Genomic DNA, 26,328 nt, shown 5'->3' on the forward strand with positions numbered 1-26,328 from the left:
CATCCGAGATGCAAGAAGCGCCAGCCTCGCCTGCCCGGCGCCCGCGTGGGCGGCGCATGCTGCGCGTCATTGCATGGGCGGTGACGGGGCTGGTGACGCTGGTGCTGGCGCTCGCCGCCGGTGCCTGGTGGTGGCTCGGGACTGACGAATCGCTTGCCTTTGCACTGGCGCGAACCGCGCGTTACCTGCCGGCCGGCCAGAGTCTTGAGAGCCGCGACGTGTCGGGCTCCTTGCGAGCCGGAGGACGCATCGGATGGTTGCGCTGGCAAAGCGAGACGCTCGCGGTGGAAGTGAATGGGGCGCGAATCTCCTGGCGGCTCGCGCCGCTGCTGAAGCGCAGGGTGCAATTGGGCGAAGTACATGCCGACCGCTTGCTGATCGAAAAGCGCGGGCCGACCACGGACCAACCTGTTGAGCCGCTTCAGCAGATCGTGCTGCCGGTCGAAATCGAGGTGCCTTTTTCCGTCGACTTGTTGCAATGGGCCGGTCCGCCGGCTCTGCAAGCCACGAAGCTCGAGGGTAGCTATCGCTACGTCAACGAGCATCACGTGCTCGAAGTCGCCGGCGTCGACGTGGCTGATGGCCATTACGGTGCGCACGTCGATCTTCAGGGACCAGCGCCCATGGCGCTCGATGCCAGTTTGAAGGGACGCGTGCGCGCGCTCCTGCCCGAAGATCGGTCCATCGACATCCTGGCCGAAGCGTCCGTCAAAGGGACATTGGCCGGAGCCGATGCCCGTCTGGCTGTCGATGCGCAGCTCCAGCCCGTGGAGGAAAGCGCGGAGTCGCCGATGCGCGCGCAGTTGCAGGCGAACATCGCGCCGTGGCAGCCGCAGCCCGTGATCGACGCTCACGCGGAGTTCGAGAACATCGACCTTTCCACCCTATGGCCGCAAGCGCCTGCGAGCTTGCTGACGGGTGAGGTCGAGGCCGGACCCGATGCGGCCGCCGGCGAGAAAAACTGGAAAGCCCATGCCAACATTCGCAATGCAATTGCCGGACCCTGGGACACCGGCAAGTTGCCCGTCGAGCAGATCGAGGCGCAAGCCGGCTTCGACGGCAAGAGCTGGACTTTTCCCGACGCAACAGTGCATCTGGGCAGCGGTCGTATTCAGCTCAAAGGCAGTTGGAGCCCCGCGCCGGAGCCCTGGAAGGCGCATGCCAGCGTGGTCGGAGTGCAGCTCGGCGAATTGCACACCGAGCTTGCCGGCGCACCCTTGAATGGCACGGTCACGGCCGATCAGCAAGGCGACGCGATCCGCTTCGACGTCGCGCTGCGCGCCGCGGGCGGTGTCGGCCTGCAGGGCTTGCGCCTGCAACGCGCGATCGCACAAGGACAGTGGCGGAACGAGGTGCTCGATCTGAAGTCGATGCGCATCGAAGCGCAACACGCCAGCATCGATGGCCGCTTGCAAGCGCGGGTCGCGGAGCAAGCCGGCAGCGGCAACCTGAATCTCATCGTTCCTGGCGGCACTGCGCAGTTGCGAGGGCGCATTGCGCGCACCACCGGCGACGGCCAGGTTAGCGCGCAGATCAACGACGCAGCCAGCCTGCAGCACTGGATTGAAGGGCTGCCCGAATTGGAAAGCGTGTTTGCCGGCGCGGCCATGCAGGGCAATGCGCGGCTCGATGCCAGTTGGAAAGGCGGATGGCAGGCCGTGCAGCGCCGGTTGCAGAACGCGAGCGAGCCCGCACCGCGAGGCAGCGTGGAGCCGACGGTGCAGGCCACGTTGACGGTTCCCAAGCTCGACCTCCGGCTTCCGCCACCGCAGACCGGGGACGCGACTTCAGTCGCGCTCAACGGGCTGCGCGCCGAGTTGTCCGGCAGCCTCGCACAGGCCACGCTGACGCTCAATGGCGAGGCCACCAGCGGTACTCGCAAAATCACTCTCGACACGCGCGCGAGCGGCGGCATCGAGCGTGCCAACCAGTGGCACGCCGCCATCGCCACATTGCGCGCACAGATCAGCGACAGCGAGCGTCCCGGCCCTTGGACGGTGGAACTTCGCCGCGCCGTCAGCGCCACCGTTCGCACCGTTGATGCCAACTCTTCGCACGTTGAAATCGAAGCGTCGGGCGCTACGGCGGAACTGCACGGCCCGCTGCCCGGCACGGTGACGGTCGATTGGCAGCCGTTGCGCTTCAGCAGCAGCGGATCGGGCGATGCGCGCGCCATCCGCCTTCAGTCGAAGGGAACGCTGAAAGGCCTGCCCATGGCCTGGCTCGAGGCGGCTGGCGAAACGGATGCACTCGCCCGGATCGGATTCAGCGGCGACTTGCTTTTCAACGGCGAATGGGACGTCGACGCCGGCGACACCCTGCGCGCGCACGCCCGCGTCACGCGCGAGAGTGGGGACATTCGCGTACAGGCAGGTGAAGCGGCACTGGTCACTCGAATTACCAGCCACGGAACCGGCGCAGCAAGCGAAATCACGATGGATGCCGCAGGCCCCGGCGTCAGCACGCCCGCAGGGCTGCGGCAAGCCGAACTCAAGCTCGACGCCGAAGGCGACACAGTGCGTGGCAGCCTGGCGTGGGACAGCCAGCGCGCCGGCGAGATCCGCGTCGAGGCCAGCACCCGGCTGCAGAAGCGCCCGGACGGCTGGCAGTGGGCGTCGAACGCGCCGCTCGCCGGTCGCGTCACGGCGCGAATGCCCAACTTGGGCGTCTGGTCGATGCTGGCGCCGCCGGGATGGCGTATTGCCGGCACGCTCCAGGCCGACGCCACCCTTTCCGGCAACCGGGCAGAGCCACTGTGGAACGGCACGCTCGGCGCCGACGAGCTTGCGTTGCGCGCACTCGTCGAAGGGCTCGACCTGCGCGCCGGACGCCTGCGAGCCACGCTGGCAGGCAACCACGTCGACGTCACCGAGTTCACCCTGAAGGGCGGCCTGGGCAGCCAGACTCGCATTCCCGGCCAGAGCGGCAACATCAGCACCGCAGCGAGCGAAGCGTCGCGCGACGGCGGCACCCTTTCGGCAAGCGGCCAGATCGCATGGGGCTCCGCGCCAACGGCTGGAGCAGGGTCGGGAATCCGCATGGCCATGCAGGCGCAGGTTCGGTCGCTGCGCGTGCTGGTGCGCTCGGATCGGCAAGTGACGCTTTCGGGCGACCTGCAAGCCAAGCTCGACAACGGCCAGTTCACCGTCCGCGGCGACCTCAAAACCGACCGCGCCGTCATCATCCTGCCCGAGCAGACCGCGCCGAACCTGGGCAGCGATGTGGTGATCCGCTCGGCGGCGCGCGACCGCGAAGCACAGGAGGAAGCCAAGCGGCAGGCCGAAGCCAACGGGGGCCAAGTTGCCACTGCACGGACCGCCAAGCCGCCGGACATCAGGGTGAGCTTCGACCTCGGCAACGATTTCGCCGTGCAGGGGCATGGCCTCACCACGCGGCTGGCGGGCAAGCTCGACATTCACAGCACCGCACTGGAAGCGCTGCCGCGTGTCACGGGCGAGGTCAGGACCGTCAGCGGTCAATTCCGAGCCTACGGCCAGCAACTCACCGTCGAGACCGGCATCGCGCGCTTCAATGGCCCGGTCGACAATCCGCAACTGGACATCCTCGCCATCCGGCCGAATATCCAGCAGCGCGCCGGCGTTGCCATCACGGGTACAGCGCAATCACCCCGCGTGCGGCTGTATTCCGAACCGCAGCTGTCGGACCAGGAGACGCTCTCATGGCTCATGCTCGGACGCGCGTCAGCCACCAGTGGCGGCGAATCCGTCCTGTTGCAACAGGCTGCGCTGGCCCTTCTCGGGGGTTTGGGCAGCGGCGGAACAGGCGGCGGACTCGCCAGCCGCTTCGGCCTGGACGAGATCGGCTTCAAGGGCCCGGGCAATGGCGGCGACGTGCGCGAATCGGCAGTTACCGTCGGCAAACGCTTTGCGCGCGATTTCTACATCACCTATGAACGCAGCCTTGCCGGCACGTTGGGCACGCTCTTCATCTTCTATGACCTTACCCAGCGCCTCACGCTGCGCGGGCAAGCGGGGCAACCGAGCGGGCTCGACCTGATCTACACGGTGCGGTTCGACTGAACTGGTAAAGTTGCAGCCGCTCTCGTCCTCGTAGTTCAATGGATAGAACGGGGTCCTCCTAAGACTCAGATACAGGTTCGATTCCTGTCGAGGGCACCATGTGCCTCCTCACGTGTCCGAGTCCACCGCGGAGAACCGCCGCTTACCAAGCCGCCAGCACACGCAGCACCACCGCGGCGACAACGCTCCCGATCGCGATCAGTGCAATTCGTCCCCAAGGCACCCCCGATCCGATGGCCTTCAGAGGCTCGTGCGTCAAGTCTGCACGGTGCAGGGCCGCAAAGGTACTGAAATTCTGCATGTCGGTTGATGATTTCGCCATGGATCGATTGTCTTGATGGCCTACGCCGACGCCCAAGGAAAAATCGCACACTTTAGTTTTCAGTTTTTCGAGCCAGAATCGACCCGGCCGGCGCCGCTGCCCGTCACCGCATACCCATTTGCGCGACAGGCAGACCGACGCTGGCGCCATACTGCATCCGCCCCAGGAAGGAGGTCACCTCATGGCCCAGCACGCAATTTCTGCTGTCCACTACAAGGACGGGAAAATCGATCTCGTCGCCATCCACCCGGTGGTCCACAAAGAGTTGGGCTCGAGCGGATTGGCTCTCGGCTCTGCGCAGCGCATCAGCCTCGACGAGTGCCTCCAACTTCTTGCGGCCGGCGAAGAAATTTGCCTGGTTCGCCGCACCGAAGATCACACCTGGGAGATCACCTGGGACGTTGAGCTTGGGCCGAGCGGAAAGGAAATCACCAGCGTCGACCTGACCGACCGGCCCAACACCGCGTTGCAAGACCTCCCGAGGTGGGAATAAACCGCCCTTCGGCGCAAAGTTAAAATCCATCGCCCATGCCACGCTGGCTCATTGCCTCCTTCTTTGCGTTTCTGCTGTCTTGCTACGGCTTCGCGACCATCGCGCAAGCCGGAGGGAGCGAGCCGCACGACGGCACCAGCAAGCTCGTGACCGTAGTGCAAGACGCCTCTTCCATGGGCGATCCGCTCAACCCTGACGCGAACGATGAGACGGCGGGCCTGGATGAGGCAAGCCCCGACTTCACCGAATGCCTGACCGGCGGACAACCGCTGGTGGTCGAGGCAATCGCGTCCGCATGGCCGCCCCGATCGGCCGCGAACAGCTCGCCTTCTCCCTGGCTCGAGCGGCCCAAGCGGCCACCTCGCAGCACCGCCCTCCCCGTCTAAGCCTCGCCGCCTCGAGAGCCTTTGGCTCCGCTTTTCTCTCGATGCGAGCGCCTGCATCGCGCATCCGTGCGCCCGATGTGCTTATCCGGCGGCGACAGCCGCTCCCCGTACAGGAAGAATCACCATGCGTCTCACCACCAAGGGCCGATTTGCAGTCACCGCCATGATCGATGTGGCACTGCAAGGCGCCGCGGGCCCCGTCAACCTGGGCTCCATCAGCCGCCGACAGCGGATTTCGCTGTCGCACCTCGAACAACTCTTTGCCAAGTTGCGCCGCCACAACCTGGTCGAGTCCACCCGCGGCCCCGGCGGGGGATATTCGCTCGGCAAGAAGCCAGCGGAGATCACCGTCGCGAGCATCATCATGGCGATCGACGGCATCGCGGACGACACGGCAAGGCCCCTGTCGGGTGATGTGCCAGGCGCGGTGGATCGCCACGCGACAGACGAACTCTGGGCCTCCGTCCGCCATCGCGCGGTGGAATTTCTCGACTCGATCACGCTGCAGAGCCTGGTCGACGAACAGATCGCGCGCGGTGTGGAAGTCGAAAGACCGGGTCGCCGCGTTGTCGTGCCCGCCGCGCGCGTGAAGCCGGCGCCCATTAACGCGCCGAATTCGGTTTTCGCGCTGGGAAGCATGCTGGCAAAGCGCTCTTGATGTGGACTTGAGTGCGTCGCAGGAATCAAATTGCGCGAGCGGGGCGTTCGCAAAGTAGAACGCCCTATGCTCTCGCATTCAATATGACTTCCTCGCATTCTTCGACGCGCGATCTCGCTGTTCTCATCGGCCGCTTCCAGCCATTTCATGAGGGCCATCTTTCCCTTCTGAGGCAGGCGCTCGACGCGGCCACCCATGTGGTCGTGGTGATCGGCTCGGCATTTCAGGCCCGCTCGCCAAAGCACCCATTCACCTGGGAAGAGCGAGCGGAGATGGTGCGCCGGGCCCTGCCTGCACTGGAACAGCAGCGCGTCATGTTCGTGCCGGTGCGGGACTATTTCAACGAGGCGCGATGGTTGGCGGCAGTCCGACGAGGCGTAGCGCAGGCCCTGGCTGAGCACAGCGTTGAAAAACCGTCTTCGACCGTGCTGGTTGGACACATCCGGGACGCCACGCGCGAATACCTCCGCGAATTTCCAGAATGGTCACTTCAGCTTGGAGAAAGCCTGCCCATTCGCCCCGCGAGCGCCATGCGCGATGCCATATTCGCTGCGCCATCGAAGGCTCTTGTCGAACTGGCGAAGGAGATTCCCGCAAGCACTGCGGACTTCCTGAGGGATTGGAGTGCACAAAGCCTCTTCGAGGCGCTCCAGCAAGAGGCTGCGGTGCTTCGCGAATACGACGCATCGTGGGCATCGGCACCCTATCCGCCGGTGCTGGTAACCGTCGACTGTGTGGTGAAGTGTCAGGACAAGGTCTTGCTCATCGAACGTGGGCACGCGCCTGGCAAAGGACTGCTCGCCGTGCCGGGAGGATTCCTGGAACAGCGCGAAACGACCCTACAGGCCGCCTTGCGCGAGTTGGACGAAGAAACGCACCTCGCACTTCCGCCTGCCACGCTGCGCGCGGCCCTGAGAGCCAACGACGTGTTCGACCGGCCCGACCGGAGCCAGCGCGGACGCACCATCACCCACGGTCATTTCTTCGATCTCGGAGAGCGCGAGCTCCCATCCTTGCAGGCGGACGACGATGCGGCGGCCGCCGACTGGGTGCCGATCCCACACCTGCTGGAGCGGGAAGATCGTTTTCTGGATGATCACTTCCAGATGCTCGACCACTACCTCGGCCTGTTGCCCCTTTTGCCGCGCCAGGGATTGCTGTAGGCAGCGGACGACGTCCGCCCGCAGCCTTCTCCGGCAGCGAAACGCCCAAGCGCGGCCTAAGGTGAATACCTAGGCATTAAAAAGAGCCCTTCGCGAAACTCCCGAGGCGCGTTGGCCGCTCAGGCCCGCCCCCCGACGACGATTTCCTCCTCCCGGCGCTCATGGCGCCGTTGCACAGCGCCCTCCCGGGCGCTGTTTTTTGGACGGGCCCGCCATCAGGCCCGGAAGCAAAGAACGCTATTTCAGATCACGGCGAAGCGTCTGGACGTCCGCGTGAAGGCTTCGCGCCCACTCACGCCGCTCGCGTCCATGCGACGGCTGGGGCTCTCCGAATCGGACAATTGCAAGCAGCGGCGGTGCTTTCAGCGTATTCCAGACGGACGTGAGCAGGTTGTCGTCGTCGATGTATCGCGGCGCATAGCTGGTCTCCCCCGAAGCCGCATCGGCAAACCGCAGGGCGGCGGGTTGCACCGGCGCACCGGAGGAGATGGCTGCTTGTAGAAGATTCGCATGAAAAGGAAGCAAGCCATGGCCGTCGCTGGTCGTTCCCTCCGGGAAGACGGCGATCACGTCCCCCTTGCGCAACGCCTCCGTCATGTGATGCACCACGCGCATGGCGTCGCGTCGCCGCTCACGCTCGATGTAGAGCGATCCGGCCCCAGTCGACAACGTGCCGATGACCGGCCAGTGCCGCACGACCGACTTGGAAACGAAGCGCACATGCCTCGCCGCATGAATCGTCAGGATGTCGAGCCACGAGAGGTGATTGCAGACCACCAGCACCGGCCCGTGCGTCGGCGGCGTACCTTGCACCGTCAAGCTGATCCCCATCAGGTTCAGCATTCGCTCGGCCCATTGCTGCACGCGGGCTTCGCGCTCGGCCGCCGATAGATGCGGAAACCGGGTCCGGATGGTCCACCAGCCTCCGAACACATGCGCGAGGGCTCGCAGCAGCCTGAGGCTCGCGGACAGGGCCTGCATCGTGCGGGTCAGCCGTGAACGACGCGTCCGTCCACCAGCGTGTAGCGGGCACGTGCGTGCATGGCATAGCCGCCGAAGGGCGTGTGCTTGCCTTGGCTTCTGAGCGCGTCGGGCGTGACTTGCCATTCGTAAGCGGGGTCGACCACGCACAAATCAGCGGCACCACCCTCGGCCAGGCGACCCGCACCTGCGAGGCCGATCAGGCGCGCGGGCGCGGCGCTGACGACCTCGATCGCACGCGACAGCCCCGCACCGCTTTGCTCGCCCCACTGCAACGCGAGCGGCAGCAGCAATTCAAGGCCTGTCGCACCGGCCTCGCTCTCGGCGTAGGGAAGGGTCTTGGCGTCCGCTTCGACGGGCGTGTGATCGGACACCAGGGCGTCGATGGTTCCGTCGGCCAACCCAGCCGACAACCCGTCGCGATCCCGCTGCTGGCGCAATGGCGGATTGAGGCGCGCCCGGCTGTCGAAATAGCCGATGTCGGTATCGACCAGATGCAGAGAATTGATGCTCACATCGCAGGTCAGCGCCAGGCCTTCGGCTTTGGCCGCGCGCACCTGCTCCACGCCGGCGGCGCTCGACAGGCGACACAGGTGCACGCGTGCTCCCGTGCTGCGCATGAGTTCGATGATGGTGAAGATGGCGATCGTCTCGGCTGCCACCGGCACTCCCGCCAAGCCGAGGCGGGTCGCCAGCGGGCCGCTGGCAGCAACGCCCCTGCCCAGATCGCGTTCCTGGGGGCGCAGCCAGACCGTGTATCCGAAGGTGCTGGCGTACTGCAGCGCGCGCTGCAGTACCTGTGTGTTGCCGAAAGGGACTTCGGCCTGGCCGAAGCCGATGCAGCCGGCCTCGGTCAGTTCGGCCATTTCGGTCAACACTTCGCCGGCCAGCCCGCGCGTCAGCGCTCCCTGCGGGAAGAGGCGAGCTCTCTGCAGTTTCTCGGCGCGGAACTTGAGCATCTCGACCAAGCCCGGCTCGTCGAGCACCGGGTCTGTGTCGGGCGGACAGACCAGGCTCGTGACGCCGCCAGCGACTGCTGCGGCCATTTCGCTTTCGAGCATGCCCTCGTGCTCGTAGCCGGGTTCGCGCAACCTCGCAGCCAAGTCGACCAGACCCGGCACCACCCAACACCCTTGGGCATCGAGCGTGCGGTCGGCGCGAAACTCGCTGGAGACGTTCCCGATGGCGAGAATCTTTCCGTCGGCAATTGCGAGGTCAGCCATGCGATCAAGCTTGGAGGCAGGGTCGATGACGCGACCGTTGGTGATCAGAAGATTGCTCATGCTTCGTTCCCTGCAACGATGCTCATCACGGCCATCCGGACCGCGATGCCGAAAGTGACCTGCGGCAGGATCACGCTTTGCCGGCCATCGACCACCGCGGAGTCGATCTCCACGCCGCGGTTGATGGGCCCCGGATGCATCACGATCGCATCAGGCTTTGCCAACTGCAATTTCTCGGGGGTGAGGCCGTAGGTCTTGAAGAATTCCTGCGACGAAGGCAGCAGCGCACCGCTCATGCGCTCGTTCTGCAGCCGCAGCATGATGACGACGTCGCAGTCCTTGATGCCTTCTTGGAGCGTGTGGCAGACGCGGACACCCATCTGCGCAAGATCGCCGGGCACCAGCGTCTTTGGGCCGACCACCCGAACTTCAGCGCAGCCCAGCGTGGTGAGCGCATGGATATCGGAGCGCGCCACACGCGAATGCAGCACGTCGCCGACGATCGCAACCGTGAGGTTCGCGAAGTCCTTCTTGTAGTGGCGGATCGTGTACATGTCGAGCAGCCCCTGCGTCGGGTGCGCATGACGACCATCGCCGGCATTCACGACGTGCACATGCGGCGCCACATGCTGCGCGATCAGGTAAGGCGCGCCGGACTCGCTGTGGCGCACGACGAACAGGTCGGCCGCCATCGCGCTCAGGTTGGCGATGGTGTCGAGCAGCGATTCGCCCTTGGTCGCCGAGGACCGCGCGATGTCGAGATTGATGACATCCGCGGACAGGCGCTTGGCCGCGATCTCGAAAGTGGTCCGCGTGCGAGTCGAGTTCTCGAAGAACAGGTTGAACACGCTCTTGCCGCGCAGCAATGGCACCTTCTTGACCTCGCGGTCGCTCACGCTGGTGAAGTTCGCGGCGGTGTCGAGGATATGGGTGACGATGTCCTTGGGCAAACCCTCGATCGAGAGCAGGTGAATCAGTTCGCCGTTCTTGTTGAGTTGGGGATTTCGTTTGTAGAGCATCAAGCGTTCTCCTCCACCTTGAAACTGAAGGCACCGGTGTTGCCGCGGGCCAGTGCAAGCAACTGCGTGGCAGGCAGTTCGAGCTTCTGGGCGGCGAAATCAGCGGCCACAGGTAGCTCACGGCCGCCGCGATCGATCAGCACCGCCAGCCGTACGCGCGCCGGCCTGCCGAAGTCGAACAATTCATTGAGCACGGCCCGAATCGTCCGTCCGGTGTAGAGCACGTCATCGAGCAGCAGCACATCGGCGCCGTTGACATCGAAAGGGAGCGACGTCTGCGCGCTTGCGGACAAGCCGCGCCGGGCGAAATCGTCGCGGTGCATGGCCGACGAAATCACACCCGGCGCGCCGGGCAGGCCCAGGTCTTTTTGCAGGCGCTCCACGAGCCAGGCGCCGCCCGATGTGATGCCGACTAGGCGAGTGTCCTCGCGCATCAGGGATTTCACGCCGCGCAGCAACCCGAGGTAGAGCGCTTCGGCGTCAGGGATGGAGTTCACGGAAGGCTCCTCAGGAACTGTTCAAGAATGATGCAGGCCGACGCGGCGTCGGCATCGCGCGCACCCGAGGCGAGCGCCTCCGTGGTGCTGTAGCGTTCGTCGACCTCGTACACCGGCAGCTTGAAGCGGCCGTGCAATTGACGCGCGAAGCGCTGGGCGGCACGGGTGTTTTCATGCGGTGCGCCGTCGGGATGATAGGGAACGCCAACCACCAGCGCATCCGGCTGCCATTCGCCGATGCGCGCCTGCACCTGTGCAAAGCGCGCGTCGCCTTCGGCCTTGATGGTCGGCTGCGGCGTCGCAGTCTTCAGCAAACGATTGCCGCTGGCGACGCCGGTGCGCTTCTGGCCGTAATCGAAAGCCAGGAAGGTTTGAAAATGGGAAGGAACCGAAGGGGCAGCGTCAGGCATCGCCGAAACGCTCATGCATGCCCCGCGTCGGGTGACAGGGTCCAAGCCTGGAGGCCCAGAAGTGACAGGGCCTTGTCGTAGCGTTGCTCGATGGGCGTATCGAAGATCACGGCCGGATCGGCACCGACCGTCAGCCAGCTGTTCTCGGCCAGTTCGGATTCGAGCTGGCCTTCGCCCCAGGCGGCATAACCGAGCGACACCAGCACCTTGCGCGGCCCCGCGCCGGTGGCGAGCGCCTCCAGCACATCCTTGGACGTCGTCATTTCCAGGCCGCCAGGGATGGTCATGGTCGATGCATAGACGGACTCGTTCGGTTTGTCCTCGTGGGCAAAGACAGGTTCATGGAGGACGAAGCCGCGCTCGGTCTGCACGGGGCCGCCCTGGAACACGGGTGCGTTACCGAGTTCCGGGCTGGAGAGATGGAGTTCGATCTTCTCGAACAGCACGCCGAGATTGATGTCGCTGGGCTTGTTGATCACGAGGCCGAGCGCGCCGCGCTCGCTGTGCTCACAGAGATAGACAACGCTGCGATTGAAGGCCTTGTCTTCCAGACCCGGCATCGCAATCAGGAAATGATGCGTAAGGTTCATCGGGGCAGAATCGAAAGCCATGCCACCGATTTTACTGGCCGTCGACAAGATCTATCCGAAGGGGTTGATGTGGTTTCGCCGCGATTTGCGTCTGGACGACAACGCCGCGCTCTACCAGGCGCTGCGAACGTGCCGGCAGGTCGTCTGCGTGTTCGTTTTCGACCGCCCGATCCTCGATCCGCTCCCGCGCGTGGATCGCCGCGTCGAGTTCATCCGCGAATCGCTGGTCGAGCTCGAAACGGAGCTTCGCGCCCAGGGCGGATCGCTGATCGTTCGCCATGCAACAGCAGAGGACGAGATCCCGGAGCTGGCGCGTTCGCTCGAAGTCCAGGCCGTCTTCGCGAATCGCGATGATGAGCCGGCGGCGCTTGCACGCGACGCCAAGGTGTTGGGCGCCTTGGCCAACGCCGGAATCGCCTTTCATAGCTACAAGGACCAGGCCATCTTCGACCGTGACGAGGTGCTGACGCATGCCGGGCAGCCGTACACGGTCTTCACGCCTTACAAGCGTGCATGGCTCGCCAAGCTCGACGACTTCTATCTGAAGCCGTATCCGACCCGCAGCCACGCTGACGCGCTGACTGTCGCGCCGGAAAGGTTTCAGTCGCCGGTGCCGACGCTGACTGAGCTCGGCTTCGAGAAAAGCAATCTCGCGGACATCGACATTCCGACCGGCAGCCAGGGCGGCGCTGCGCTGTTCAATGATTTCGTTCAGCGCATGGATCGCTACCGCGCGGCGCGCGACTACCCCGCCGTGCGCGGCCCGAGCTACCTGGGCGTGCACCTGCGCTTCGGCACGGTCTCGATCCGCCAGCTTGCAGGCGTTGCGCACCAGCTTTCGCTCCAAGGCAACGAGGGCGCCGCGACATGGCTCGGCGAACTCATCTGGCGCGATTTTTATTTTCAGATCCTGGCGCACAACCCGCATGTGGCGAGCAATGGAGAATCACGCAGCTTCAGGCCCGAATACGACAAGATCCAGTGGCACCACGGCAAGCACGCCGACGCCCAGTTCGACGCATGGTGCAACGGACAAACCGGCTATCCGCTGATCGACGCGGCAATGGCTCAGATCAACCAGACCGGCTACATGCACAACCGGCTGCGAATGGTGGTTGCCAGCTTTCTCTGCAAGGACCTCGGTATCGACTGGCGGCGCGGCGAACACTACTTTGCGGTGCATCTCAATGACTTCGAGCTGTCATCGAACAATGGCGGGTGGCAGTGGGCGAGTTCGAGCGGGTGCGACGCGCAACCCTATTTCAGGATCTTCAACCCGGTCACCCAGAGCGAGCGCTTCGACCCTGAAGGCAAGTTCATCCGCCGGTACCTGCCGAAACTCGCAAAGCTGTCCAACGCCTCAATCCATGCGCCATGGGAAGCGAAGCCGCTCGAACTGGAGGCCGCAGGGTTGAAGCTTGGGGTTGACTACCCCAAGCCCATCGTCGACCACGCTGAAGCGCGTGAGCGAACGCTGCAGCGCTACGCCGTCGTGCGGCAGACGCCGCACGAGACGCGCTGACGCGTCAGGCGGCCAAGGCGACCGGCAAGTCGACGCCGGTGTAGCTGCGCACCAGACGCAACAGCTCCTCTTCGGAGTACGGCTTGCCCAGATAGTGGTTGACGCCCAGCGCGCGCGCATGGTCGTGATGCTTTTCAGCGATGCGCGAAGTGATCATGATGATCGGCAGATCGGCCAGCGAAGCGTCCGCACGGATGTTGCGCGCCAGGTCGAAGCCATCCATGCGCGGCATCTCGATGTCCGACAGCACGACGGCAGGCCGCTCCTGCTGCAGGCGTTCGAGCGCCTGCAGACCGTCGGCCGCGAGCGACACGCGATATCCCTCGCGCTGCAGCAAACGCTGGGTGACGCGCCGCACCGTGATGGAATCGTCCACTACCAGCACCAGCGGGACTTGCGATGGAGCCTTGGCTGCAGGTGCAGCGGGTTCCGCCCCGCGTCCGTCCTGGGACGCCCCATGGCGGCCGGCGGTCGCCTGCAGCGCGCGGGCTCTTTCACCGTGGATCGCGGCGAGTGCGACCGGGTTGTAGATCAACGCGACGGCACCCGAGGTCAGCACCGAAATCGCGGCCATCCCTGGCAGGCGAGAAAGCTGCGGCCCGAGATTCTTGACGACCACTTCCTGGTTGCCCAGAACTTCGTCCACGTGGAGCGCGACGCGTTGTGCGGCGCTTCGGGCGATGACGATGGTGTTGGCCTTGCCCGCAGCGCGGTCGCTGCCCGCCGAGGACTGCAACAGCGCGCCCGCCCAGAAGAACGGCACCTGCTCGCCACCGAAGGCATAGCGCTGATCCAGATACGCCTTTTCGAGATCGGATGCGTTCGCGCGCAGCACCAGTTCGATCAAGTTGGAAGGCACACCGATCGTGACGGTGCCGGCACGCATCATGACCACGTGCGTCACGGCGGTAGTCAGCGGCAGCACCAGCTTGAAGGTGGTGCCCTCGCCCGACTTGCTGTGAGTTTCGATCCGTCCGCCAAGCGCTGCCACCTGCGCCCGCACGACATCCATGCCGATTCCGCGGCCGGCCAGTTCCGACACCTGGGCGGCCGTGGAGAAGCCGGGCTGGAAAATCAACTCAGCCGCTTCGTCATGGCTGAGCTGCTGACCGTCCGCAATGAGCCCCAAGGCGCGAGCCCGAATAGCGATGCGCTCGTAGTTGAGTCCGGCGCCGTCATCCCGGAAGCTCACGGAGACGTCGTTGCCCTCGTGATGCAGTTCGATGGTGATCAGCCCGCTTGCATCCTTGCCGGCGCTTTCGCGAGCCGCGGCATCCTCGATACCGTGCGCGACGCAATTGCGCAGGAGGTGTTCGAAGGCCGGCGTCATGCGGTCGAGAACGCCGCGATCCATTTCGATCGAGCCGCCGGTGATGTCCAGCCGCACTTGCTTGCCGGTGTCCTTGGACGCTTGGCGCACCACGCGGTAGAGGCGCTCCGAGATGCCTTCGAACTCCACCATGCGCGTGCGCAGCAGGCCACGCTGCAGTTCGCGCGTCTGGCGCGCCTGTGCGCTCAAGTCGTCTTCGGTTGCTTGAACCGTCTTCTGGAGCGTGCGCTGAACCGTCGCCACGTCGTTGACCGACTCGGCCATCATGCGAGTCAGTTCTTGCACGCGCGTGAACCGGTCGAATTCGAGTGGATCGAAGCCCTGCTGTGAATCCTTCGCCTGGGCCAGACGCGATTGCATCTGGCTTTCCGCCTGGACCTCGATGTCGCGCAACTGCTGCCGCAGGCGGTCCAGGTTGCCGGTCAGGTCGCTCAGCGAACTGCGCAACTGTCCCAGTTCGGCTTCCAGCCGCGAACGCGTGATGATGACTTCGCCGGCCTGTGCGACCAAGCGGTCGAGCAGGTGGGTGCGGATGCGCACCGCCTGGCTGGACACTGCGCGCAACGGCGTGAGCGCCGAAGGCGAAGGTATGGCAACGCCCGAGCGGTCTGCGGGTACGGCGATCGCCGCGCTTTCCGCTTCAGTCCCTGCTTCTGTCTTTGCGACAGACGGCTGGGCCTCGGCGGCATGCTCCCGCTCGTGTTCGTCGACCTTGTGCTCGGGCGTCGCGACGATGGCGCGCCGGACCAGGTCCGTCTGGATGGCATCGTCCTCAGCCCGCAGGCTGTCGAAGGTTGCTTGCAAAGCATCGAAGCGAGTCAACAGTTGCTCGATCGACCGCTGGTCGGCCCCGTCGAGGGCGATCGCCTCGATCTCGGACTCCATGCGGTGGGCCCGTTCGCCCAGGCGCATTGCACCAGCGAGGCGTGCGCTGCCCTTGAGCGTGTGGAGCGTGCGCAACGCCGAGGAGCGCGACGCCGCATCGTCAGGACGCTGAGACCACTCCCGCAGCGCGCCGCCGAGTTGAGGCAGCAATTCGGCAGCCTCTTCCTCGAAGATCGGGAACAAGTCAGTGTCGACTGCGTCCGCGACGTCCAGGCCTTCGTCGGAATCATCCAGCGCTACATCGGCTGCAGCCTCGCGCACGATGTGCAGCGGCGGCACAGCCTTGACTTCTGGCGGCTCTGCGGCGAGTTGCGAGGCCGCGACGTCGCGCAAGGCCAGCAGCGTTGCTTCGGCTGGATCCTTGAGGAAACCTGCCGCAAATTGGTGGAGCAGGCGCCGGAGTTCTTCGGCCGCAGCCACAAGCACAGCACCCTGTGCCGGCGTTCCCCTGCCTTGCATCTGCAGATGCTGCAGCGCGGCCTCGAAGGAACGCGCCATGCCAGACAGGCTATGGAAGCCGACCGTTGCGGAACTCCCGGCCAGCGAATGCGCAAGACCGATGGTCGAGTCGGACACGCGCTGATGGGACTCGAGCGCCCATTCGCCGACTTCGGTTGCGAGTTGGCGAGACCACTCGTCGGCCTCGTTCAGGTAGACGTTGTAGAGCGCGATGCCGATGCGCAAAGGTCCAATGACCTTGACCTGCTCCTCCGCGCTCGGCGCGGCGGCAATCGAAGGTGCCTCCGGCGGAGCCTCGATCGGCGCCTGGGCGTCCGTCGAAACAGTCTCGACCTCTGCAGGCAACGTCTCGACGGCGGGTTCTATCGATGCTTCCGGCTCCGGTTCGGGCACCGGCGTGGACGCCAGCTCCGGCAGCGCCTCGGCCTCCGGCTCCAGGGTCAGCTCGAAAGACAGCTCCGCCGCAGAGTCGGGCTTCGGAGTTTCCGCGGCAAGTTCCATCGCCGGGGCTTGTGCCGTCTCGGGCACAGCCAGCCATTCGGGTTGGAGCTCGGGTTCGGCTTCGGCTTCGGGCTCAGGTGCTGCACTCTCCGAGCGAGCCACACCGGCGAGCGAAGGCTCGATCGATGTGTGCATGGTCTCGAGAAAGTCGACGTCTTCAATGTCTCCCAGCGGGGTCGCTTCTTCGGACGGCGGCTCTGGCTTCGCATCGAAGTCGAGAAAATCAGTCGAAGCAAAGCCGTTGTCGGAATTCGGCTCTTCAATGCGTTCCGCGCGTTCCGCGTGTTCGGCGCCCTCTGCAGCCGGCGGTTCGCCAAGCTCCTCGGGCGCACCGAAGTCGAGACTGAGGTCCGGCAGATCGGGCATCACCGGCATTGCGGGCAGCGGCAGCGGTTCGGCCGCCGGCGCCGGAACCGGCTCGGATTCAGCAGCGATGTGGCGCGCGGCCGCGACCAATGCGTCCACGTCCGCAACGCGAGCCGGCGGAGCGAGCGGCTCGCCTGTGCGCAGCGCCTCGGCGATGGCGATGAAGGGCGCCGAATGCCATTCGTGAGCTTCGCCCGAGGCAATAGCCTCGACCCACGTCGCGAAATCGCGCAGCACGGTACGGGTGCCCTCGAGCAATTCGGGCGTCGCCGGGCGCTCGTCGGCCAGCCAGGTATTCAGCACCTGCTCCAGCGACCAGGCGGCTTCGCCGAAGTCCATCAGCCCGACCATGCGCGAGCTGCCCTTGAGGGTGTGGAATGCACGCCGCAGGACGGTCAGTTCGCCTTCGTCGGTCGGCCGTGCGCCAAGCGCCGAGACTGCCGCCAATCCGTTGTGGAGCACTTCCCGCGCTTCGTCGAGGAAGATGTTCTGGAGATCGTCTTCCTCCAGCTCCGTGACTTCGGTATCGGGCAGCGCTTCCAGTGGCGCGGGGCCGGTAATCTTGGAGGTCCAGCTGGTGGTTGCCCGGCTGAATTCCTCGATGGGCGAAGGCGGCGGCTTGCGCGTGCCGGGTGAGGCAAGCGCGGCGAGCTTGGCCGCGATCTGGGCGTCGACTTCCTCGACACTCAAGACAGCCTCGGTGGGAGCGACTGTGCCCGACGCGGACGCGAACGACACCGGTGCCGCCGCTTCCGTTGCGCCGCCTTCGGCGCCCTGCCGCCCCATGAGCGGCTTGAGCTCGCCGATTTCAGAGTCGAACACGAACAGCCGCTTGGCCAGCGCGGGCTGGTAGCTCAGCATGTCGATCAGGAAACCTAGGGCGCCCAGGTTGTTGCCGAGCGAATCGAAGGCGCGGATCTCGTCCACTGGCGACTCTTCAGCAAGAAGCTGATCGACGTTCTCGCGCATGCGCTGCACCGTTTGCGCCGCTTGATCCAGACCGAGGACCGAAAACACCCCGCGCATTTGCAGGAGCTGCCCGGGCACTGTGCGGAGCAGGCCCTTTTCGGTGGGGCGGCGGAAAAACTGGTCGAGCGATTTTTCAAGTTCGCTCAGGTGGCTGCGAAGCTCGCTGACGACGGTGCCCATCGTCTGGCGGTCGCTCACGCGGCGATAGAGCTCCTCCATCCAGGGCTCGAGCGGTTCCGAACGGCCGCCATCGCGCGCGCGTTCGATCCGTCCGGCGAGTTGCACGGTGCGCGCGGTCAGCTGCCGATCCTGCGGATCGAGATCCTCGAAAGCTGCTTCCAGGTACAGAACGGACGTGGCGACTTCCATCGCGAGTTCGGTGCTGGGTGCCTGGCCGCTTCTCATGGATGCGTCGACAGCGTTGTTGAGCGCCTGCACCATCGGCATGCTCGGTGGATGCAGCTTCTGCAGCGATTCGCCGAGTTGCGCGAAAGTGTCGACCACCTGCCGCGTCCGGGTCACGTCGCCGCCCGACAGAGCCGACCACATTTCCTTGGCGGCTTCGATGCGCTTGCGCGCTTGCGCCAGCATCAGCGGATCGAAGCGGCCGAATTGCTCGATCGTGTAGTCGACCGTCTGTTCGTTGGCGACACCCCAGGCAGCGCGAACGGCGCGCAGGGTGGCGGCTTCGTCCTTCGGCCCAGGAACCGCCTGGGCGCAGAAGAACAACAGGTCCTGTCCGAGGCGATCCGAGACAGTGTTGTCCCCGCGAGCAAGAGTGGCGTATTGCAGAAGCACGCGCGATGCTGCGCGCTTGACGTGACTGTCCGCCGGAATGAGTGCCAGCGCGAGTGCCTCGAAGAAGCCTGCGGCAAGCGTCCAGAAACTGGCGACCCTCGGCATCGAAGCGCCTCGGCCGAGTCCGAGGCACAAGGCCTGAAGTCGGCGCGCGGCATGGTCGTCGCCGCTCTTGACCACCTGCAGCACTTCGCGGTCGAGCTTCGACCGGACGGCGGGGTCATACACCAATGCAGTCTGCGTCGGTGCCGGCTTGATCTCGACCCAGCGCCAGCTCATGCTCCAGAGATCGGCCGGATGCACGCGCTCGTTGCCGACCAGTTCCAGCACTTCGCGGTATTGCGGGAAAAGAGCGACCGAAGAGACGACCTTGCCTGCAATCACCGCGTTCAGGAAGTCCGCGACCGCGAAGCCCGCGCGATCGATCTTGACCACTGCCGCTTCGGTGCAGCGCAAAGGCTCGGTCACAAAGCTCTGGACTGCGAACTCCATCGCACCCAGCACGAGTGCAGGCGCGGTGTGGCCCACCATCTGCAATGCGCCGACGGCCTGATGCAGTTGCTGGCGTGCCAGCCGCACGGGCATCGTGTCGATCTCGGTTCCAGGCGCGGCAGCCGCGGCGTCTCGGGCGAAGCGCCGCAGAGACTTGCCTACACCGTCGAGCGATTTCTGGATTTCTCCAAGGACCCAGGCCAACGGCCCAAGATCCTCTGTCGCCGGTGCGTTGCCGGCGGTGTGGGCGGTTGCAGGGCTTTGAATCGACACGTTGGGGGCTCTGCGTTTTTACGAAATCTTGAAACGAGACACGGACTGGCGCAACTCCTCAGCCATGTGCGAAAGCTCGCGGACCTGCTGTGCAGTGGTGCGAGTGCCTTCACCGGTCTGCTCGGTCACGGCAAAGATGTGCTGGATGTTGGCAGCCACGACATTGGCGGAATCAGCTTCGCGCGAGGCCGATTGCGAAATCTGCTCGATCAGATCCGCAAGGCGGCGCGACACACGGTCGATCTCGGACAACGCGGTACCCGCATTGTCGGAAAGCTTGGCCCCTTCGACCACACCCTGCGTGGAGCGCTCCATGGCGCCGACCGCATCCTGTGTGTCGGTCTGAATCGCCTTCACGAGCGCCGAGATCTGGCGCGTGGCGTCAGCGGAACGTTCAGCCAGTCGCTGCACTTCTTCGGCAACCACCGAGAAGCCGCGGCCCGCTTCGCCGGCGGAAGCCGCCTGGATGGCTGCGTTGAGCGCCAGCACGTTCGTCTGCTCAGTAATGTCTGAAATCAGCTCGGTGATTTCGCCGATCTCTTGCGACGATTCGCCCAGGCGCTTGATCCGCTTGGAGGTTTCCTGGATCTGATCGCGAATCGAGTTCATGCCGCCAATTGCGTTCTGCACGGCCTGCAAGCCCGACGAAGCGGCTTGCAGCGACTGGCGCGCCACCGTGGCCGATTCCTGCGCTTGTGAAGACACTCCGTTGATCCGCTCGGCCATCGTGAGCACCGACTGGCCCGTTTCGCGAATCTCGCGCAGCTGTTCGGTTGAGGCGGCAAGCAGTTCGGTCGACGTGCTTTCAACCTGCGAGGTCGTTTGCGCCACGCGTGTGGCCGTGTTCTGAACGTTGCCAACGAGCAAGCGAAGTTCTTCCACCGTGTAGTTCACCGAATCGGCGATGGCGCCGGTGATGTCCTCGGTCACCGTGGCTTCCTGCGTGAGGTCGCCCTCGGCAACCGTCTGCAGTTCGTTCATGAGACGCAAGATCGCCGCCTGGTTCGCCGCATTGACGCGGGTGGCATCTTCGCTCGCACGTTCGGCTTCGAGCCGGTCGCGCTCGGCTGCGGCGGCACGTTCGCGGCCTTCGCGAACCTGCACGAAACCGATTGCGCCCGCGAGGGCCAGTGCGGCCAGCGACAGCACGAACAGCATGACGACGGTACCCGCGCCAAGGCCGGTGCGTGCCGAGAGCTTGTCCTGCAGGTCGCCAAGCGAAGTGCGAAGGGGTTCGCTGTCTGCAAGGATGGCCGCTTGCGCTTCGCGAGCGGCGACCAGGCCTTGCAGATTGCCCAGAATCGCGCTGGCTTGCGTGCGAGTCTGTTCGTACGTTTTCAAGATGGCTTCGAGCTGCTGACGCGTCTGCGGGTCGCGCGTACCAGGCAGGCGTTGCTGCGCGCTTCCGTCAAGCAAGCCCCGCGAGATTTCCTGGAAGGAGTTCAGGTCCTTGCCGAGCAGGAACACGGCATCGGGGCTCACGCCTTCGACAGTGAGGAATTCGTTGGCCGACTTGCCGATGCGCTGCGTCAGCATCACAAGCTGGCCTGCAGCGGAAATCTCGGGCAACGTGGCGTTCTGCTGCATCTTGAGCGAGGCCACGGTTTCAGCCATTTCCAGAAGATCCGAAGACTGGCGATTGATGTCACGCAAGGCGTTGCCGACCTGCGTCAGGATCTGCTGCTGAGCCAACACGGCCTTGGCGCTCTTGTCCGCCCGCTCGACCAGCGGCGTGATCTTGCCCAGTTCGGCGTCGTACTGACTGCCGACGCGCTCGAGCTTGATGGCGTCGTCGCCGTTTGCGAGACCTTGTACGCGGCGCGTCAGGTCATCCGAGCTGTCCTTCACTTCGGCGAAGGCAGCCACGTTGCCCACGAGGGCCTGGGAGACGGATTTGGCCAGCCGCTGCGATTGCATGAGCGATTGGCCGGTGGCGGCCACCTGTTGCGCAAGCCGTTCGGCGCGCAGGATGGCGGAGCCGGCAACCAGCAGCAGCAACAGCACCACGGCGGCCAGTGCCAACGCGAGAATCCGTTGCTGCCGGGCGGGATTCGAACGCTGGGTGCGCCTCGAGCGCTCGGTTCGCGTGGGGCTCGCAGCGGCAACGTCCGGCGTCGCTTCGACCGGCGGCGCCGGATCTTCAGCGGGTGTCGCGGTGGTTTCGGCGTCGGATGAGTGCGTGGTCATTTCGGGCGCTGGCGTGTCCCTGTGGATCAGCATCGTTTTTTCGTCCTGGGGCTGCATCGTGTCAATGCCGTCGAGCGCCAGGGTGGCGCCGTTGTCGGCCCCCATGCGGACGTCGCCGCCGGCGACAGGCAGGAATTTCTTGAACTTGTCGGCGATCGAGCTCACGGTCGTTCCTTCAGGTTGTATTCGGTACTGGGCGCAGCGCTCAGGCGCCTATGCTCAAAAATTGAGGTTGCTGGGAGAGCGCTTGCAGGTTGATTTCCTGCCAGCGCGCTCCAGCGGCGTCTGTATATGAATGGCCCAGCCAAGCCGGGCCGTCCGCCTCCGGCGCTTGCGATGCAACAAAAGCATCGACACCGCGCAAGCCAACCAGCCGATCGATAAGCAACGCGCAGTTGACTTCAAGCATTTCATTGAGTGCGACGAGCCGCGACTGGGGGCGCGCGCCATCGTTGGCGACGGGGGCAGCGACCGGGGCAGCGTTTGCGCCCGAAACGAAGGCAGAAAGCTGGATGACACCGAACAGCCCACCACGGAGGTTGGCCACGCCGAGGAACCAGGGCTCGGTATAGGGCACCGGCTCGGGAGACGTCCACGGAAAAATCTCGCCCGCATGCCCGAGCGGAAACAGGTAATTTGCGTCGCCCGCTTCGACCGCAAGCCACGATGCGGAGACGCCTGACGTACGCGCCGCCTGGAGACGGCCGGCGAGCCGGGACTGAAATGCGCGAAGAGCGTCGCGGTTGGCCATGGAATGGTTGAAACGCTTGCGGGAATCAGGCCAGCGCGCTGATCTTCGCGATCAACTCAGCCGGATTGACCGGTTTGACGATGTAGTCCCTTGCACCTTGGCGCATGCCCCAGAGACGGTCGGTTTCCTGGTTCTTGCTGGTGCACATGATGATCGGAACCGACGCGTATTGCGGGTTGCGAGCAATCGCGCGGGTGAGCTGGAAGCCGTTCTGGCCCGGCATGACAACGTCCATCAGGATCAGATCCGGTTGCTCCTCTTCGAGGCGACGCATGGCATCGTCCGCGTTTTCGGCCGTCTTCACCGAGAAGCCATTCTTCTGAAGAAGGTCTGAAAGAAATACCAGCTCGGTCTTCGAATCGTCGACGACGAGCACTTTGCGAATGGGCATTTACTGCGCTTCCTGAACGATACCGAACTGCTGCACGGCGTGAAGCAGTTGGTCTTTTGTGAAGGGTTTGGTGAGATAGTCCTGTGAGCCGACCATCCGACCACGCGCCTTGTCAAAGACGCCATCCTTGGAAGACAGCATCACGACAGGGACATTCGAGAAATGCGAGTTGCGCTTGATGATGGCGCAAGTCTGATAGCCGTCCAGGCGTGGCATCAGGATGTCGCAAAAGATCAGGTGGGGTTTGTGGTCATTCACCTTGGAGAGAGCGTCGAAGCCGTCCTCCGCGAGGAGGACTTCGTGGCCGCCTTGTTTGAGGAAGATCTCGGCGCTGCGCCGAATGGTGTTGCTGTCGTCGATGACAAGCACCTTGTAACCAGATCCAGTCGCGCTCATTGTTGGCACCGCTCCTCTTTGACACCTTTGAAGACCGCTGCGCTCCCACAAGGAACACAGGAAGCGCGGCCCTATGCCATGCTTCTAGATCTCAACCATTTCAAAGTCTTCCTTGCGGGCCCCACACTCGGGGCAGGTCCAGTTCATCGGGACATCTGCCCACGCCGTACCGGCCGCAATACCATCTTCTGGTACTCCGACCGCTTCGTCGTAGATCCACCCACAAATCAGGCACATCCAGGTTTTCGTATTCATCGCAGCTTAAGGTCCCTGTTCATCAAATGCAACGATCGTATCCAAACGTATCGAGAAACTCGTGACAAGCGTCTCAGATATGCCACCATCCCGGTGAGCCCTGCCTGAGTATGAAGACTTCCCCATTACCAACAGAGCACGATCAAAGTGAGCGATCTTACCGACCCCTCGAACGATGAAGCCGCGGAAGAGAGCGATTTGAATCCGCCTTGCGTGCTGGTTTTCAATGCCAGCGACCCAAGCGGTGCCGGCGGCCTTGGCGCGGACGCGGTGGCGATGGCTTCCGTCGGCGCCCACATGCTGCCGGTCGTGACCGGAGCCTACGCGCGCGACACAGCCGAAATATTCGATCACTTCGCTTTCGACGAGGAAGCCGTGGCCGAACAGGCGCGATCGATCCTCGAAGACGTGGAAGTGCAACTGATCAAGATCGGCTTCGTGGGCTCTCCGGAAAACCTGAGCACAGTCGCCGAGACGGCGACGGACTATCCGGAGGTTCCTGTCGTCGCCTACATGCCGAACCTTTCGTGGTGGCAAGACGACCAGATCGACGCCTACCTCGATGCGTTCCGCGAACTGGTGCTGCCGCAGACGACGGTCCTCGTCGGCAATCACAGCACTCTTTGGCGCTGGCTGCTGCCCGACTGGAGCGGGGAGCGGCCGCCCACGGCCCGCGATGTGGCAAAGGCGGCGGGTGAATTCGGGGTTCCGTACACCTTGGTCACCGGACTGGTCCTGCCCGAACAGTTCATCGACAACGTGCTGGCGTCGCCGCAATCGGTTCTGGCGAGCGAGAAGTACGAGCGACTCGATGCCGTGTTCGCAGGCGCGGGCGATACGCTGTCGGCCGCTCTCTCGGCACTGCTCGCCAGCGGGACGGACCTCGTCGCCGCCGCAAGCGAGGCGCTGAGCTACATGGATCGCTGTCTGGACGCCGGCTTTCGTCCGGGAATGGGCCACGTGCTTCCGGATCGCCTCTTCTGGGCGCAGCCTGAAGATGAAGAAGAGGACGCCGACCCAGCCTCTCCGTCGGACTTTGCGCTGCCGCCGCACGACACTCGGCACTAGGTGTTGCTCGCCCCCAGGCTGCGCGCACTGCGTGTCGCTTCGCCTTCCCCCTGACCGGGGGCAACACCTGCGGCCCGGCTGAGCCGGTTCCGCGGTGTTTCTGGTGCTCGCTGGTTCGCTTGGAAGATACTTGGGGGATGGCACATTCTGATCAGAACGAGATTCTTTTTGAGCGCGCTCGCGCGGTCATTCCGGGGGGCGTGAATTCGCCGGTGCGCGCGTTCAAGGCGGTCGGAGGGACGCCGCGCTTCGTCAAGCGAGCACAGGGCGCTTATTTTTGGGATGCGGACGACAAGCGCTATATCGACTACATCGGCTCTTGGGGGCCGATGATTCTGGGGCACGGGCATCCGACCGTGGTCGACGCTGTACAGCGCGCGGTGACCGAAGGTTTTTCGTTCGGTGCGCCGACGGAGCGCGAGATCGAACTTGCCGAAGCCATCCTTGCGCTGGTGCCGTCCATGGAAATGGTGCGCCTCGTGAGCTCGGGGACCGAAGCGGCGATGAGCGCGCTTCGTCTCGCACGCGGAGCCACGGGCCGCAAATACATCATCAAGTTCGAAGGCTGCTATCACGGCCATGCTGACGCGCTGCTGGTCAAGGCGGGTTCGGGGCTGGCGACTTTCGGCAATCCGACTTCTGCCGGCGTGCCGCCCGAAGTCGTGCAACACACGCTGGTGCTCGAATACAACAATCTCGCTCAGCTCGAGGAAGCCTTTGCGCTGCACGGCCACGAGATCGCCTGCCTGATGATCGAAGCCATCGCAGGCAACATGAACTTTGTTCGCGCAAGCGCCGCTTTCGCGAAACGATGCCGTGAGCTTTGCACTCAGAACGGCGCCCTGCTGGTCTTCGACGAGGTCATGACGGGCTTTCGCGTCGGCCCTCGCGGCGCGCAAGGCGTGCTGGGGATCACGCCCGACCTCACGGTGCTGGGCAAGGTCATCGGCGGCGGCATGCCGCTGGCTGCATTCGGCGGACCTCGCGCGATCATGGAACAGCTCGCGCCGCTCGGGCCGGTGTACCAGGCCGGCACGCTATCGGGCAACCCTGTGGCAACGGCCTGCGGGCTCGCGACGTTGAGAGAAGTGGCCAAGCCCGGTTTCTTCGATGCGTTGTCGCAGAAGACGCGCACGCTTGTCGACGGACTGAAGGCTGCGGCGGCCGCTGAAGGAGTTCCGTTCAGCGCCGACAGCGAAGGCGGGATGTTCGGCTTCTTCCTGCTCGATGCACTGCCGCAGAACTACACCGCCGTGATGAAGAGCGATGGCGCCAGGTTCAACAGCCTGTTCCACGGCTTGCTCGACCGCGGCGTGTACATCGCGCCAGCGCTCTACGAGGCAGGCTTCGTGAGCGCTGCGCACAGCGACGCCGATATCGCGCAGACCATCGAGTCCGCACGCCAGATTTTTGCGGCGCTGTAGCCGCATGAAGCTGCTGTCGCTGATTGCAGGCGCGAGCTTGCTCATGCCCGGCCTGGCCTGTGCCGAGTTGGATCTTGGCAAAGTCTGGATCAATCCGGGCTTCTACACACTGCACTTCGATCGCAACAAGGATCTGGAGGATGCAAACCCAGGCGTCGGAATCGAATGGCCGATCAACGAAACGTATTCGTTGACCGCGGGCTTGTTCCGCAACAGCGACCGCGAGCGCTCGCACTACGCGGGGCTGTACATCATGCCGTTCGAATTCCACGGCGTGAAGCTCGGTGCCGTGGTGGGCGGCTTTGATGGCTACCCGAAGACCAATAACGGCGGGTGGTTCGCGGCGGTGATTCCCACTGCCGCGATCGAAGGTCGAAACTGGGGTCTGAACGTGGCGATCATCCCCAGCATCAAGGACCGGCTCTACGGCGGAATCAGCTTTCAGCTGAAATACCGCTTCGGCGCCGCCCAGGACTAGC

Annotated in this window: 22 protein-coding genes and 1 tRNA gene; 10 read left to right on the forward strand and 13 right to left on the reverse strand. The window is 64.5% G+C overall.

The window, feature by feature from the left end; translation table 11 throughout:
- Nucleotides 1–8: 8 nt before the first annotated feature.
- Together AC1DMA_RS09560 and AC1DMA_RS09565 are read left to right on the forward strand one after the other, a co-directional pair.
- Nucleotides 9–4,040 carry a translocation/assembly module TamB domain-containing protein gene (locus tag AC1DMA_RS09560; protein ID WP_478144034.1) on the forward strand — a complete coding sequence of 1,344 codons (4,032 nt, stop codon included), beginning with the start codon at nucleotides 9–11 and terminating at the stop codon, nucleotides 4,038–4,040.
- A gap of 24 nt (nucleotides 4,041–4,064) precedes the next feature.
- Nucleotides 4,065–4,139, forward strand: a tRNA-Arg gene (locus tag AC1DMA_RS09565).
- 43 nt (nucleotides 4,140–4,182) lie between these two features.
- Here AC1DMA_RS09565 and AC1DMA_RS09570 read toward each other — a convergent pair.
- The gene (locus tag AC1DMA_RS09570; RefSeq protein WP_478144035.1) at nucleotides 4,183–4,362 is read right to left on the reverse strand and encodes a hypothetical protein; all 180 of its coding nucleotides are present in this window, start codon (nucleotides 4,360–4,362) and stop codon (nucleotides 4,183–4,185) included.
- Between the two features lie 181 nt (nucleotides 4,363–4,543).
- Here AC1DMA_RS09570 and AC1DMA_RS09575 point away from each other — a divergent pair, with 181 nt between their 5' ends.
- From AC1DMA_RS09575 to AC1DMA_RS09590, 4 genes are all read left to right on the forward strand, one after another.
- The gene (locus AC1DMA_RS09575; RefSeq protein WP_478124819.1) at nucleotides 4,544–4,855 is read left to right on the forward strand and encodes a hypothetical protein; all 312 of its coding nucleotides are present in this window, start codon (nucleotides 4,544–4,546) and stop codon (nucleotides 4,853–4,855) included.
- Between the two features lie 35 nt (nucleotides 4,856–4,890).
- The gene (locus AC1DMA_RS09580; protein WP_478124820.1) at nucleotides 4,891–5,241 is read left to right on the forward strand and encodes a hypothetical protein; all 351 of its coding nucleotides are present in this window, start codon (nucleotides 4,891–4,893) and stop codon (nucleotides 5,239–5,241) included.
- A 124-nt stretch (nucleotides 5,242–5,365) separates the two neighbouring features.
- A complete protein-coding gene (locus AC1DMA_RS09585; RefSeq protein WP_478124821.1) occupies nucleotides 5,366–5,899 on the forward strand; it encodes an Rrf2 family transcriptional regulator in 534 nt (177 codons plus the stop codon).
- 83 nt (nucleotides 5,900–5,982) lie between these two features.
- The gene (locus AC1DMA_RS09590; RefSeq protein ID WP_478144036.1) at nucleotides 5,983–7,062 is read left to right on the forward strand and encodes an NUDIX domain-containing protein; all 1,080 of its coding nucleotides are present in this window, start codon (nucleotides 5,983–5,985) and stop codon (nucleotides 7,060–7,062) included.
- Nucleotides 7,063–7,299: 237 nt separating this feature from the next.
- Here AC1DMA_RS09590 and AC1DMA_RS09595 read toward each other — a convergent pair whose 3' ends face one another.
- Genes AC1DMA_RS09595 through AC1DMA_RS09620 form a run of 6 tightly spaced genes read right to left on the reverse strand, consistent with a single transcriptional unit; the run spans nucleotide 7,300 to nucleotide 11,803 of the window.
- On the reverse strand, nucleotides 7,300–8,043 hold the full coding sequence (locus AC1DMA_RS09595; RefSeq protein WP_478144037.1) for a lysophospholipid acyltransferase family protein: 744 nt from the start codon (nucleotides 8,041–8,043) through the stop codon (nucleotides 7,300–7,302).
- 8 nt (nucleotides 8,044–8,051) lie between these two features.
- Complete coding sequence (locus tag AC1DMA_RS09600; RefSeq protein WP_478144038.1) at nucleotides 8,052–9,326, reverse strand: dihydroorotase; 1,275 nt, start codon at nucleotides 9,324–9,326, stop codon at nucleotides 8,052–8,054.
- Nucleotides 9,323–10,285 (reverse strand): aspartate carbamoyltransferase catalytic subunit, encoded by a 963-nt coding sequence (locus AC1DMA_RS09605; RefSeq protein WP_478144039.1) that lies wholly within the window; start codon nucleotides 10,283–10,285, stop codon nucleotides 9,323–9,325. Before AC1DMA_RS09605 ends, AC1DMA_RS09600 begins: the two co-directional genes overlap by 4 nt.
- Entirely contained in the window at nucleotides 10,285–10,782 is a 498-nt protein-coding gene (gene pyrR / locus AC1DMA_RS09610) for a bifunctional pyr operon transcriptional regulator/uracil phosphoribosyltransferase PyrR (RefSeq protein WP_478124826.1), read from the reverse strand. The genes AC1DMA_RS09605 and pyrR overlap by 1 nt, the downstream gene beginning before the upstream one ends.
- Entirely contained in the window at nucleotides 10,779–11,192 is a 414-nt protein-coding gene (gene ruvX, locus AC1DMA_RS09615; protein WP_478144040.1) for a Holliday junction resolvase RuvX, read from the reverse strand. Before ruvX ends, pyrR begins: the two co-directional genes overlap by 4 nt.
- A gap of 11 nt (nucleotides 11,193–11,203) precedes the next feature.
- Entirely contained in the window at nucleotides 11,204–11,803 is a 600-nt protein-coding gene (locus AC1DMA_RS09620) for a YqgE/AlgH family protein (RefSeq protein WP_478124828.1), read from the reverse strand.
- On the opposite strand from AC1DMA_RS09620, the gene AC1DMA_RS09625 reads away from it, so the two are divergent.
- The gene (locus AC1DMA_RS09625; protein WP_478144041.1) at nucleotides 11,802–13,304 is read left to right on the forward strand and encodes a cryptochrome/photolyase family protein; all 1,503 of its coding nucleotides are present in this window, start codon (nucleotides 11,802–11,804) and stop codon (nucleotides 13,302–13,304) included. The genes AC1DMA_RS09620 and AC1DMA_RS09625 overlap by 2 nt on opposite strands.
- A 4-nt stretch (nucleotides 13,305–13,308) precedes the next feature.
- Here the strand turns inward: AC1DMA_RS09625 and AC1DMA_RS09630 are convergent, their stop codons facing one another.
- The 6 genes from AC1DMA_RS09630 to AC1DMA_RS09655 all read right to left on the reverse strand — a co-directional run bounded on the left by AC1DMA_RS09630 (nucleotide 13,309) and on the right by AC1DMA_RS09655 (nucleotide 23,357).
- Nucleotides 13,309–19,377 (reverse strand): Hpt domain-containing protein, encoded by a 6,069-nt coding sequence (locus AC1DMA_RS09630; RefSeq protein ID WP_478144042.1) that lies wholly within the window; start codon nucleotides 19,375–19,377, stop codon nucleotides 13,309–13,311.
- 18 nt (nucleotides 19,378–19,395) lie between these two features.
- Complete coding sequence (locus AC1DMA_RS09635; protein WP_478125275.1) at nucleotides 19,396–21,564, reverse strand: methyl-accepting chemotaxis protein; 2,169 nt, start codon at nucleotides 21,562–21,564, stop codon at nucleotides 19,396–19,398.
- Between the two features lie 205 nt (nucleotides 21,565–21,769).
- A complete protein-coding gene (locus tag AC1DMA_RS09640; RefSeq protein WP_478124831.1) occupies nucleotides 21,770–22,315 on the reverse strand; it encodes a chemotaxis protein CheW in 546 nt (181 codons plus the stop codon).
- A 25-nt stretch (nucleotides 22,316–22,340) separates the two neighbouring features.
- Nucleotides 22,341–22,706, reverse strand: coding sequence for a response regulator (locus AC1DMA_RS09645; RefSeq protein WP_478124832.1), 366 nt, complete (start codon nucleotides 22,704–22,706; stop codon nucleotides 22,341–22,343).
- Nucleotides 22,707–23,102 (reverse strand): response regulator, encoded by a 396-nt coding sequence (locus tag AC1DMA_RS09650; protein WP_478124833.1) that lies wholly within the window; start codon nucleotides 23,100–23,102, stop codon nucleotides 22,707–22,709.
- Nucleotides 23,103–23,186: 84 nt separating this feature from the next.
- Complete coding sequence (locus AC1DMA_RS09655) at nucleotides 23,187–23,357, reverse strand: rubredoxin (RefSeq protein WP_007838397.1); 171 nt, start codon at nucleotides 23,355–23,357, stop codon at nucleotides 23,187–23,189.
- A gap of 147 nt (nucleotides 23,358–23,504) precedes the next feature.
- Between AC1DMA_RS09655 and thiD the strand changes: the two genes are divergently transcribed.
- The 3 genes from thiD (at nucleotide 23,505) to AC1DMA_RS09670 (ending at nucleotide 26,327) form a co-directional block, all read left to right on the forward strand.
- Nucleotides 23,505–24,425: a bifunctional hydroxymethylpyrimidine kinase/phosphomethylpyrimidine kinase gene (thiD, locus tag AC1DMA_RS09660; RefSeq protein ID WP_478144043.1), complete on the forward strand. Its 921-nt coding sequence runs from the start codon at nucleotides 23,505–23,507 to the stop codon at nucleotides 24,423–24,425.
- A gap of 137 nt (nucleotides 24,426–24,562) precedes the next feature.
- Nucleotides 24,563–25,849, forward strand: a complete 1,287-nt coding sequence (hemL, locus tag AC1DMA_RS09665; RefSeq protein WP_478144044.1) for a glutamate-1-semialdehyde 2,1-aminomutase — start codon at nucleotides 24,563–24,565, stop codon at nucleotides 25,847–25,849.
- 4 nt (nucleotides 25,850–25,853) lie between these two features.
- Nucleotides 25,854–26,327, forward strand: a complete 474-nt coding sequence (locus tag AC1DMA_RS09670) for a hypothetical protein (protein WP_478124836.1) — start codon at nucleotides 25,854–25,856, stop codon at nucleotides 26,325–26,327.
- Nucleotide 26,328 lies beyond the last annotated feature (1 nt).

Source organism: Variovorax sp. 05N34 (genome assembly GCF_056397405.1).